The sequence below is a fragment of the Bacteroidia bacterium genome (genome assembly GCA_019695265.1).
In the GTDB taxonomy this organism is placed as follows: Bacteria; Bacteroidota; Bacteroidia; order JAIBAJ01; family JAIBAJ01; genus JAIBAJ01.
The window spans coordinates 1-12,196 of the sequence record JAIBAJ010000014.1; the positions used below are offsets into that span (position 1 = coordinate 1).

The window sequence follows — 12,196 nt, forward strand, 5'->3', positions numbered from 1 at the left end:
AGTTTTTCTTTATCATCCGCATACTTCTTACTAAGATACTTAGATGCAGCCCACACTCTCCACCATTTCATCTCCTTGGTGTCCTTCATGGATCTTTTCAATTTTTTGTCGGCAACCAAGGAATTTCCATCAATCTCAATAAATTTAATTTTAACCTTTTTTCCTTTCGATATATAAATTTTTAGATCAACGCTATTGGGGGTGGAAGAATCCGGAACTTCTTTGATTGTGACCTTACAATTGGAATGGCCTTTATCAAAGTAAAACTCTTTAATAGTATTGGTAGTGGCCATAATTAAATTGTCTGTAACCACCTTTCCTTTAACCAATTTCACTTTATCGCGAATATCATCCTGATCGGATTTTTTTACACCGGTAAAGCTATAGTTACGAAGCCTAGGCCTTTCGGTAACTGCAATTTCGAGGAAAATAAAACTTCCTTGAATTTTGGTAACAAGGATTTTAACATCTGAAAACAAACCTTGTTTCCAGAGATTTTCAATTGCCTTAGCCAACTTATCACCTGGAACCTGAATTCGTTCACCTTCACTTAAACCAGAAAGCAGTTTAAGTACATTTTTATCCAAGTGTTTAGTTCCTTCAATATTAATTCCGCCGATTTCATATTCTTTTGGTTTAGAATATTCTACGGTACCGGTTGGACTTTTCCCATCACCCTGTGCAAGGGTACTCAAGTTTCCGCCAAGGAAAACCAACCCAAGTAAGAAAAAGAACAAACTACTTAACTTGTTCACTGGTTTTTCCAAATCTACGTTCACGGTTTTGATAATCAAGGATAGCTTCATAAAGTTCGGCACGATTAAAATCGGGCCAAAGAGTTTCTGTAAAATAAAATTCAGCGTAGGATAGCTGCCAGAGTAAAAAGTTACTGATTCGGTGTTCACCACTGGTACGAATCATTAATTCAGGATCAGGCATTCCATTGGTGCAAAGATGCTTTTCAAACAATTGTTCTGTTATGTTTTCCAAGGAAATTTCAGAATTTTTAACTGCTTGAGCTACCTCTTTAACTGCTTTTATGATTTCCCATTTACTACTATAACTTAGTGCCAACACCAAAGTCATTCGAGTATTATTCTTGGTATTTTCAACAGCTTGCATCAATTCTTTCCTGGTTTCTGTTGGAAGAGAGTCCAAATTTCCAATAGCTTGAAGCCTGATATTATTTTTATTGAGCGTTTTGGTTTCAGAATGAATCGTTTTAACCAACAACTTCATTAAGGCATTCACTTCAAATTTTGGTCGATTCCAGTTCTCGGTAGAAAAGGCATAAAGTGTTAAATACTCTACACCTAATTCTGCACAAGCTTCGGTAGTTTCCCTAACCGATCTAACTCCATTCTCATGACCAAATGTTCTGATTCTACCTTGCTTTTTTGCCCATCTGCCATTTCCATCCATCACGATTGCAATATGCCTTGGCAACCGTTTCAGGTCGATTTGGGCTTTCAAATCTTGTTCCATTCCAACCTTACCTATTTAATAGGCCTCTTTCGTTTTAGTATGCTTATAGGCCGCACATCTATCCGGCCTTGATTTAATATTATATGAAATGGTTAATCCCGCAAAAGAATACCAATCTTTTGTTTTTGGATTACCTCGTTGTCTTCCGATATTAGAAACATTAGGTTCATCCGGGTCAGGAATTGTCCGATCAGAAAATGCAGCGGAAACAGCACCATATTGTGCCGCCAATTTTACAGGATCAGCATAATTACCACTTACATCATCCAAATAATCTGTAAAGGTTTTTCTCATTCCCCACTCCAAGCCTATTAATAATCGTTCAGTAAGGTTCATTTTAAAACCAATTCCAAAAGGGATACCAACCTGAGTTAAGGAATACTTCTTCAACTGATTGTCTGGAGTATTTTGGCCTTCGGTACCTAAGGGTTGCAAGGCATAAGTGCCACCTTGAACAAACCTGGCAACACCATCTGAAAAAATATAGGTACTATCTTGTATGGTACCTTTAGGATTAAACTTAAATAAACAAATCCCACCAAACATATAAGGAGTAAATGGTGTTTTTGTATCACCGGGTCTAAATCTCAAAAAATTAAGTTCCAGTGTAGCTGAGAAATCAGCAACTACCGATTTGAAACTTAAATTTCTTGAAATTTGAGCAGGATCTGAGCTCATTGCATCATCAGCTTTTATCCAGCCAATATTCACGCTACCTTTTACTGCCCAATGCCAATTTAGATTATATCTGGCAAAGATACCAAAGGCCGGTTGAGAAAATTTAAAAACCCCTTTTGGATTTAAATCTCCCAAATAGAAAGAAGTTCCACCAAACAGGCCAACCTCAGTGCGTTGAGCTTTTAACAACATAAATGGAAAAACCAAAAACGCAATCAAAAAAATCCTTTTCATTCGAGTTTAAGTGCAATCGATAGGAGACAAATTAGAATTTTGGCAATCCTTTACGTGTTGATTTTAAGCGATAGTTTACTGAGAAATTAAGAAACATATACGAATCTAAGTCGGTTGGGTCGCCTCGTTGTTGATTCGGACAAGTTTGACAATTTTCAATCCCATCCGGAGAAGCGTGATAAACATCACCGGCATAGTTAATTTTGGTGCCAAGGCTAGGGTCTGACAAATCAGCGGAGGCATCGCCGAACTGATCTCTCAACATACTTTTATCGAAATAAGTTGTTGAAACATCATCAATGTAATCGGTGAATGTTTTCCGAATTCCATATTCCATTCCAATGCTAATTTGTTTATTCACATTGTAACGAACTCCCAAACCATAAGGAATTACCAATTGAACAGGGGAATAGGCTGGTCTTGAATCAACTAATGTTTGACCTTCCGTATGCAAAGGACGCAAAGAATACCATTTACCATCCAGTTTACCTCTTGGATTAAACCACATACCGCCAATTCCAACAAATCCATAGAAATACACTTCGCTGCCTTTTTTACCGCGACCTTTCACCCTTCTAACTTTATATCGGCTTCCTATACTTTCTCTCATCCAAGAAAACTCTAATTGAATATCCAACTCAACAACGGGGGACCGAAACATTAAATTGCGATTATTTCTATATTTTTCCTGAGTTAGCCTATCCTCTCCTCTTAGACGGGCATATAATAACTGACCTCTCAATGCAGTAAATTCAGTAAGTTTATAACGCATACCAACGCCCAAAACATACCTGGTCATCGCTATCTCTAAGTCTTTATAATAATTTGTCCCTATTTGATTAGCTCCACCTAACTCACCAAGGAAGTTACTGGCACCTAAAATGAAACTAGCCTCATAACGTTGACGTTTCCAACGCTGAGCTTGGGTTTCGGTTGATAAAGAAACACCTACGACTATAGCTGCCAATAAAGGTAGAAGTACTCTTTTTGTCATGGCCTAAAATTAATTACTCGTTTGCTAAAACAGCAAAAGTAATCAAAAAATCCTGACACTTACAAATTAATGGCCGAATGGAAATAAGATAATATAAACTACCTCTTTTCCAGTCTCCAACCAACATCTAAAATACAAGGCAATGGGTCTACGCGCATGGCTTGCTCGATTTCAAAAGTATAAGTACCCTTCTGCGGAAATCGAACATTCTTTTTGAATAAAATTCGGTTATCCCAAATATCTCCTAATCCGTCACCAAGCCATTGACCTTTCTCATTCGCTAATATACACTCCAATGTATCTTTGGCTTGCTTTCCATTAGGGAAAGTAGTATTCACAAACAAAAAAATATTATTATAAGGATAACAACTTGAATTTCGCAAGTTCAGGTAAACATCCGTATTTTGAAGGGTATCTTCAATTACTACAGAAAACTTAGGCTTTTGAGCAATTTTCCATTGGCTTCCTTCTATTTCTTGATTTTCATCAAACATTGCCGGATTTCTGCAAGAACCCAATAAAACAAATGTACAAGAACTTAATATCAACCATTTTCTCATTTTCCAACCGTTTATTTGGCATATTGTGCATTTACTTCATCCGAAGTTGGCAACAACAATTCTGTATTATTAGATGGTCTTACCCATTTCAAAATCTTCCCAGTGCCAACACAGGCATAGGCCGAAACACTATCCTTAGGTGCTAGTTTTTTAAAGGAATAATATCTCCACCTTTTAGTATTTTCTTGCACACAAACCACCGCATCAATGGTTTCATCACAAGTATTCCTTAAATATACTTTGTAGGTATCTTTAGCCATCTGACAGCTATTACAGGTCTCTCCCCAATTGAACCGGTACTTAACCAAACAATTGTTCCATTTATCATCCTGAGGAAAGTTCTTAAAGGATTGCAATACAAAGAAACCCAGCATAAGCAAGGTGAATGCGGAAGTAATTTTCTTAACCATGGAAAATTTTTACGAAAGTAATTTAGTTCCGTTGCAAAATTCAAGCCAGTAAAAGTAATTTTGCCCACAATTGTGTGTTAGCCAATGAAAAAATATTTTCAAAAAGGATGGAATTATCTCTGGAAGGGTTTATTACTGTTTTTTGTTTCAACCACTTTGGTGACAATCATTTACCGATTTGTCCCCATACCTCTTACTCCACTTATGGTAATTCGATTAGTTGAACAAGGCTTCAATGGAGAACCACTAAAATTAAAAAAAGACTGGGTAAGTTATGAAGAGATTTCTCATCACATGCCCCTAGCGGTGGTAGCATCTGAAGATCAATTGTTCTTAGACCATTATGGCTTTGATCTGAAAGCAATAGAAAAAGCCATCAAAAACAACAAAAAGAAACGCAAAAAAACCATCAAAGGCGGAAGTACTATTAGTCAACAAACCGCCAAAAATGTTTTCCTTTGGCAAGGTAGAACCTGGCTGAGAAAAGGATTAGAAGTTTATTTTACTCTTCTAATCGAAACCTTTTGGAGCAAAGAGCGGATACTGGAAGTTTATTTGAATGTGATTGAAATGGGTAATGGCATTTATGGTGTTGAAGCAGCATCTGAAACTTATTTCCACAAACATGCTTCTAATTTAAATGCAGGCGAATGTGCTGCTATTGCTGCTATTTTACCCAATCCAAGAAAATGGAGTCCCAAGAAACCTAACGGCTACATTAGCAGAAGAAAAAGTTGGATTTTAAGGAACATGCGTAATATTGAAATACTCGAATTTGAGGAAGAATCAACCAAGGAGTAATTCCAAATCCACCGAAGAATTCAACTTTTCAGAACACTTAAACCAATTTTATTTTATAAATAGTCCAAAGGCAATTTATAAATTTAGATTGGTAAATGCCGAGGATACAGAATGTTAGGCCAATTTTTTCAAATAAAATTAATACATAAAATTGGACTAAACATAATGTCCATTCGGTATTGCATGGAATAGCGGAATCATTGCCTGGAGCTTTCTGAATTAATACACTCTTTAGGATAGACTTTTTATTAAAATTCCTTGTATGCGGGCCCCTTCCGCCCAATTCTATTTTATGCTAAACCCAAACAGCCTGCACGGGCTTCAGGTCACGCTATCGGCTGTAGTCCAAGCCCACTCCGCTAAACGCTGCGTTGGCTTGGAGCTACTTGCCTCTATCGTTGCCCGAGGCGCAATCTATTAGTGTATTTTCTAATCCGACTATTCACGGTATCTATTAGGTTTCTGCAAGTAATTCATGGTGTTTTAACCCAAAATTGTCATAAGTAATTTTAAACTACATTTCGAGACAAGTGTTAGTGAGGTTTTCAAGTAATCTTTACCGAGAGAACATTATGTAATATCAATTTATATATTAATTTTCTTTTGAAAAATTGTTATAACATAATGTATCCTCGGCACTAACTATCACTAGCTCGGGGTTAACCCGAATCTTCCCACATCCCATCGCAGTTGTCATTTGTTCACTTCGTTTCAAATGACAATTTCGGCATAAAGGCAAGGGTTCTAGTCAAACTTTTAAGTGAATAAACAGGGAACTTTTCTGAAATCAAAAACCGCCCTCAAATCCTTGTATTGGAAATAGTTGGAAGCCCAAATTGAATTCTTAAGCAGATGTTGAGCAAAAAATCCTTCCAACTAGTTAAAATAATTGACGACTTAAATCCTGAATAAAAATGATTGGAGGGTGTTTCATCAAACACTACTTAGGCAATTGCAAAAAAAGCTTCAGACTTGGATTAAGGCAAAAATTGAGATTTATCCATGCCAAGCCATTCTAAGGCAGTTTTATGCAATAGCCATTCTTTTTCTTCGGTAGTAAAAGCCATTTTTTTAATCATGGAACCAGGCACCTCTTCTCCTAAAGGAAATGGATAATCCGACCCTAAACAAACCTTTTTAAAACCAACCATTTCGACTAAAAATTCGAGTGTTTTTGGATCATGTACCAAGCTATCAAAGTAAATTCTTTCCAAGTACTTTCTGGGATTGGTAGGGTTGTCAATAGCCACCAAATCAGGCCGACAATGAAATCCATGTTCAATTCTACCCAAGGTTGCAGGAAAGGAACCTCCACCGTGAGCAAAGGCAAGCTTTAGTTTTGGAAACTTCTCCAACACCCCACCAAAAAGCAATGAGCAAATGGCACGACTAGTTTCAGCAGGCATGCCAACAAGCCAAGGTAGCCAGTACTTTTTCATTTCTGTTTCACCCATCATTTCCCAAGGATGGATAAAAATAGCAGCACCCATTTTTTCTGCCATCTCCCAAACCGGATAGAATTTAGGCTCATTCAAATTTTCTTGATTAACGTTTGATCCTATTTGAACTCCCCTTAATCCAATCTCCATGCAACGTTTTAATTCCTTACTTGCCATGCCCGGATCTTGCATTGGAATAGTACCCAATCCAACAAATCTTTTGGGATTGGCCCTAACTATCTCGGCAATATGATTATTCAAGAACCTACTAATTTCTAAACCATCTACTGGCTTTGCCCAATAACTAAACATTACCGGAATGGTGCTTAAAACCTGAACATCCACCTGATGTTTATCGCACTCATGAATTCGATCATTTGGCTCCCAACAATTGGATTCAATCTCCCTGAAGAAGGTATCGCCTTTATACATTTTAGCGCACCCGGAATCCAGATGCTCTAGTCGAATAAAATCGCCACCACCGAATTTTTCTTTGAAATTCGGAATTTCCTTTGGCAAAATATGGGTATGGATATCAATGGTAAACACAGAGCAAAGGTAGGCAGAAAACGAGGTTTATTCGCTTAATTCACCCCAAGCTAATTTTTGAGGGGCAACTACGGGATTAATCCGAAACATTTTTCCACCCGGCAATTCTACATGAAAATCTGTCCAACCGCTACCGGGAATGGAACTTCTAGGATCAGGGCGATAATAATCTGTTGAAATTATCTGTGCGCCACTAGCAACTGCGGCATCCCTATTGGTATAATCTCCGGTTCTGGCCTCATCTGTATCTGAATCACTTCTTGTTCGAACAATAAACCCTTTTGTAACTGCTTCTTGAATTTCAGATTGATCTGAAACCGGGTTATTTAAAATAACAAAGGCGGAATAGTTACTTTGAATATCACCTGCATAGACGAAAGAAACTCTGCCTTCCAAATTTTCGTTTTGCCCGAGGTAAGTATCTACACAAGCACCTTCCATTATAAACACAATTTTACCTCTCATATCCTTTAGCATTGGCCAATTCCCTGCCATAGCCGCATCTCTAAGCGTCGGAAATGTCCCACGAAGTTCATCCGGGGTAAAAACCTTTTCCAAACCACTACCAAAAACTTCCTTAATTTCAGCATCAAAAGCCAAAACTGCTGCCTCATCGTAGGGTATAGCTTGTGTAAAAACCAAACCTGGTACCGGAAAAGGTAATGCAGAAGTTACATAACTAGCCGGAGTTTCATCCTTAGTCTCAATATTTACAAATATCGGAATATGGTTAGGATGTGAGTCACTCCAATCCTTTAAAGCCTGAATGCCCGATTTAAAACTATAGTAATTGGTATTGTAGTCCAAATCGGGTATATGCAACATCTTAAATCCCGGTTGTTGCAACTCCTGGATACCAGAACTAACAGGCTTTTGAACCAAAATATTCCCTTGACGGTTATAAAATTGCCCTCCATTAGGATCATTAAATATATCCAATTCCAATCCTCTTACTTGGTAATCTCCTAGTTGTTCAGGTATTGGTAAATGACTATAATCCCAACCATCCGGATCCAAACTTGAAGGCAATAAGCTTTTTATATTCTGAACAAAGTCAAAAATTGCTGCATCTGTCTTCACTCTATAACTATTATGACTGGCAATAACCTGTATTTCATTCAATCTTAAAAATGAGGTAGAGTCAATTGTTGGCTTTATAACACCATTATTCCCAATGGCATTTATATCTCCTAAGTCGGTCAAACCCTGATCGTGTTTGCATGAAAAGAACAACAAGGTATATAATCCCAAAGCGGAGCATTTCGTAATAATATTCCTATATCTCATTTCTAATTTTTATGCCTCCAAATTAAGAATTTATCAATATATCGGTAACATTAATTTCACATTAAGTCAATCGCCCTCAAATGCAACAATATTGCATTATTTTAAAAACCAATACATTTATCCCGTAAATTTGCGGCTGTGTCAGCTAAAAATCATCAACACGTAACAAAGGAACCAATCCAAAGTGAAAGTTCACATGACCACCATTCCCATAGTCATGAATTGCAACTTCACGATTTACATGAAAAGAAAACCAAATGGGTAGTAATCCTATCTTCCATTACTATGATGATAGAAATTGGAGCTGGATACCTATCTCATTCAATGGCCTTATTAGCCGACGGCTGGCACATGAGTTCCCATGTCCTAGCACTTGGATTAACCTGGATTGCTTATCGGGTCATTAAAAATTGGAAAAAGAAAGGACAACAAACAGGAGAGCATAACAAAGTTTTATCGCTAAGTGGTTATACAAGTGCCGTCATTTTAGCGGTAGTTGGAGGGATGGTATTAATTGAGTCTTTGGAAAGATTAATTAACCCGGAAGTAGTAATTTACGGTGAAGCCATGTTGGTTGCAGGCATTGGATTAATTGTCAACAGTATATCCACATTTATCCTTCACCACGACCATCACCACGGAGATCACAACATTCGAGCAGCATACATGCATGTTTTGGCAGATACTCTTACCAGCGTTTTAGCCATAGTAGCATTATTCCTTGGCAAGACCTTCCAAATAGCCTGGATGGATGCAGTTGCAGGAATAGTTGGGGCGTTGGTTGTATTAAATTGGGCCATTTCTTTGTTAAAATCATCGGCTAAGGATTTATTAAACTATAAATCAAAGCAATAAATATCCAAATCCGGATTTTACCTTTATTAAAAATTCTTAGTTAATAATTTCTTAAACATCCTCAAACGAGGGGTTGGAGCACAGGTACTTTTGTTAGCATCAAGAATTGGACACGTTGTTCAGTTCTTATAACGAAACAAAACCTAATGTCCATGCTACAATTTGATTTACCACAAAACAACGGAACATCATCCATCATTAAAGTTATTGGTGTTGGAGGAGGAGGCAGCAATGCAGTTAATCACATGTTTAAACAAGGTATTAAAGGAGTTGACTTTGTGGTATGCAATACAGATTCTCAAGCCTTAGAAACCTCACCTGTAGAAAGAAAAATACAACTAGGCTCAAGTTTAACCGAAGGGAGAGGTGCAGGAGCAAAACCAGAAGTTGGAAGAAATGCCGCATTAGAAAATATTGAAGATATCAAAAAGATTCTTGGAGATAATACCAAAATGGTTTTTATCACTGCAGGAATGGGCGGTGGTACTGGCACTGGTGCTGCACCAGTGATTGCTGCAACTGCAAAAGAAATGGGCATTCTAACGGTTGGTATAATTACCATTCCTTTCCATTTTGAAGGCCCAAAACGTAAAACCTATGCTGATTCCGGTTTGGAAGAACTAAGCAGAACCGTAGATACGCTCCTGGTTATTAGCAATGAAAAAGTTCGATTGTTGTTTGGTAATTTGAAAATGAGTGAGGCATTTGCCAAAGCTGATGACATTTTAACAACTGCTGCAAAAAGCATTGCTGAATTAATTACCGTAAGTGGTTATATCAACGTAGATTTTGAAGATGTAAAAACCGTAATGACCAACAGCGGGGTTGCAATTATGGGAAGTGGAAAGGCCAGTGGCGCCAACAGAGCTTCAGATGCCGTAAGAAACGCATTGGAATCTCCATTGTTAAACGACAATCATATTACCGGAGCAAGCAATATTCTTCTGTTTATTTCAAGTGGTTCTGAAGAAATAACCATGGATGAAGTTTCAGAAATTACCGATTACATTACCCAACAAGCTGGCACTAATACCGATATCATTTGGGGAAATGGCATCGATGAAACCCTAGGAGATAACATCCTAGTTACGGTAATTGCCACAGGATTTACCAAAAATTCTGAACTAATCAATAGTGTAGCAGCCAAAAAACCTGAAATAATTAAATACAATTTAGGTGCTGAAAAAACCAATTTAAATAGCTTATCCTCTGTATCTCAACCAACTACCACCACTGCAACCAAGGTGGAAATAGTGAAATCAGAAGAAAGTGAAGTTTCCACTAGTTTAAGCAATGAAATTACAGAAACTGTAATTGGAACCATCGAAGTAAAAGAAGTGACCAATACAGTTGAAGAAACAATTAATGAATTAGAAACCACCGACGATTTCAACTTTTCTTTAAAAACAACAGATTCCAATCCAACAGCAATCGAATCTGGTGATAAAATTGTTTATTCATTAACTGATGAAAAGCCTCAAGTTACACCAACCTCATCTAATGAAGTTGATGAAAAAATGAGAATTCACAAAGAAAGAGTTGAACGTTTAAAAGCATTCAATTTCCAACACTTCAATCAAAGAGGACCAAAAGGAATTGATGATTATGAAAAAGAACCGGCTTACAAAAGGAAAAATATGAATTTAGAGAATGTACCTCATTCTTCTGAAAACGTTCAAGGAAAAATGAGTCTAGGTGTGGATGAAAATAACCAAGCTACCTTTGGACAAAATAATTCTTTTTTACACGGCTCTGTAGATTAAGGTATCCAAAATGATTTAAGAAGGCGGATTATTCCGCCTTTTTTATTAACTAAAACTTCCAGAAGAATTCTATCTTTACCTTACATTTTTCCCTAAACGTTAACCGATTAAATGAAAAACTTAGGTCTTACCCTCTTAATGCTATTAATTGCAGGCATTGGTTTAGCTCAAAAAAAGCCATATATGCCTAAAACGAGCACTTTTGAACCAACTTACTTCCCTCCCATCCCAGATTATGCCAATCCAACCAGTTGGGCAAGTTTACCTACTATAAAAGACTTAGCAGATACAGTTCCTAGCACTGAATTGCAAAACAACCAGAATACTGCGCAAGTAGATGTCTTTTATATTCACCCAACAACTTATGTGGAAAAACCAAACGGAAAACATAGTTGGAATGCTGATTTATCAGATAAAGCACTCAATGAAGAAACGGATAAGAATGCCCTGGTATTTCAAGCAAGCATATTCAATGAAAGTTGTAAAATATACGCTCCAAGGTATAGACAGGCTCATATCTTTTCCTTCTTTACCGATAACGGAAAAGAAGCCAATGCAGCTTTTGACACTGCTTATAATGATGTAAAACGAGCGTTTGAATATTATCTAAAATTCCACAACGATGGCAGACCAATTATTATCGCTTCACACACCCAAGGCACAATCCACGCAGTAAGATTATTGCGTGAAAAATTCGTCAATAAACCATTATATAAACAATTAGTTGCTGCTTATGTAGTTGGAATGCCAGTCACTGCTGATACATTAAAGGGTATTCCACCCTGCAAAGCAGAGGATGACTTTGGTTGTTTTGTTTCGTGGGTTACCTACGCCAATGGATATTATCCAAGCACTTATGAATTAGGGGCAAAGCTAGCCCATTGCACCAATCCACTAACATGGAAATCCGAAGACCAAACTTACGCAGAATCAAGTCAGAATATGGGAGGGGTATTAAAAGAATTTAAGCTATTACCCGGACTTTGTGACGCTAAAGTACATCAAGGAATTCTGTGGATTAATCCGCCAGCAGGGGATTTATCCAAAATTGCCAATTTTAATGTGGCAGATTACCACCTATTTTACATGAATATTCGAGAAAATGTGAGTGTAAGGGTAAAAAACTATTTGAAATAATAAA

12 protein-coding genes are annotated in these 12,196 nt (G+C 37.3%); 4 read left to right on the forward strand and 8 right to left on the reverse strand.

Features of this window, described 5'->3' with window-relative positions; genetic code table 11:
* The 6 genes from K1X82_03850 to K1X82_03875 all read right to left on the reverse strand — a co-directional run.
* The coding region (locus tag K1X82_03850) for an outer membrane protein assembly factor BamA (protein ID MBX7181224.1) at nucleotides 1–779 on the reverse strand (779 nt) is incomplete at its 3' end.
* A complete protein-coding gene (locus K1X82_03855; GenBank protein ID MBX7181225.1) occupies nucleotides 739–1,485 on the reverse strand; it encodes an isoprenyl transferase in 747 nt (248 codons plus the stop codon). The genes K1X82_03850 and K1X82_03855, both read right to left, overlap by 41 nt.
* 15 nt (nucleotides 1,486–1,500) lie before the next feature.
* On the reverse strand, nucleotides 1,501–2,397 hold the full coding sequence (locus K1X82_03860) for an outer membrane beta-barrel protein (GenBank protein ID MBX7181226.1): 897 nt from the start codon (nucleotides 2,395–2,397) through the stop codon (nucleotides 1,501–1,503).
* A gap of 31 nt (nucleotides 2,398–2,428) precedes the next feature.
* The gene (locus K1X82_03865) at nucleotides 2,429–3,391 is read right to left on the reverse strand and encodes an outer membrane beta-barrel protein (GenBank protein ID MBX7181227.1); all 963 of its coding nucleotides are present in this window, start codon (nucleotides 3,389–3,391) and stop codon (nucleotides 2,429–2,431) included.
* A 98-nt stretch (nucleotides 3,392–3,489) separates the two neighbouring features.
* Nucleotides 3,490–3,951, reverse strand: coding sequence for a gliding motility lipoprotein GldH (locus K1X82_03870; GenBank protein MBX7181228.1), 462 nt, complete (start codon nucleotides 3,949–3,951; stop codon nucleotides 3,490–3,492).
* 11 nt (nucleotides 3,952–3,962) lie between these two features.
* A complete protein-coding gene (locus tag K1X82_03875; GenBank protein MBX7181229.1) occupies nucleotides 3,963–4,361 on the reverse strand; it encodes a hypothetical protein in 399 nt (132 codons plus the stop codon).
* 84 nt (nucleotides 4,362–4,445) lie between these two features.
* Between K1X82_03875 and mtgA the strand changes: the two genes are divergently transcribed.
* Nucleotides 4,446–5,162: a monofunctional biosynthetic peptidoglycan transglycosylase gene (gene mtgA, locus K1X82_03880; protein MBX7181230.1), complete on the forward strand. Its 717-nt coding sequence runs from the start codon at nucleotides 4,446–4,448 to the stop codon at nucleotides 5,160–5,162.
* A gap of 977 nt (nucleotides 5,163–6,139) precedes the next feature.
* On the opposite strand, the gene K1X82_03885 is transcribed toward mtgA, so the two are convergent.
* Together K1X82_03885 and K1X82_03890 are read right to left on the reverse strand one after the other, a co-directional pair.
* Nucleotides 6,140–7,150, reverse strand: coding sequence for an amidohydrolase (locus K1X82_03885; protein ID MBX7181231.1), 1,011 nt, complete (start codon nucleotides 7,148–7,150; stop codon nucleotides 6,140–6,142).
* 27 nt (nucleotides 7,151–7,177) lie between these two features.
* Entirely contained in the window at nucleotides 7,178–8,437 is a 1,260-nt protein-coding gene (locus K1X82_03890) for a phosphatidylinositol-specific phospholipase C1-like protein (protein MBX7181232.1), read from the reverse strand.
* Between the two features lie 138 nt (nucleotides 8,438–8,575).
* On the opposite strand from K1X82_03890, the gene K1X82_03895 reads away from it, so the two are divergent.
* The 3 genes from K1X82_03895 (at nucleotide 8,576) to K1X82_03905 (ending at nucleotide 12,192) form a co-directional block, all read left to right on the forward strand.
* Nucleotides 8,576–9,292 (forward strand): cation diffusion facilitator family transporter, encoded by a 717-nt coding sequence (locus K1X82_03895; protein ID MBX7181233.1) that lies wholly within the window; start codon nucleotides 8,576–8,578, stop codon nucleotides 9,290–9,292.
* A 152-nt stretch (nucleotides 9,293–9,444) separates the two neighbouring features.
* Entirely contained in the window at nucleotides 9,445–11,055 is a 1,611-nt protein-coding gene (ftsZ, locus tag K1X82_03900) for a cell division protein FtsZ (protein ID MBX7181234.1), read from the forward strand.
* Between the two features lie 111 nt (nucleotides 11,056–11,166).
* Nucleotides 11,167–12,192, forward strand: a complete 1,026-nt coding sequence (locus K1X82_03905; GenBank protein MBX7181235.1) for a DUF3089 domain-containing protein — start codon at nucleotides 11,167–11,169, stop codon at nucleotides 12,190–12,192.
* Nucleotides 12,193–12,196: the final 4 nt, after the last annotated feature.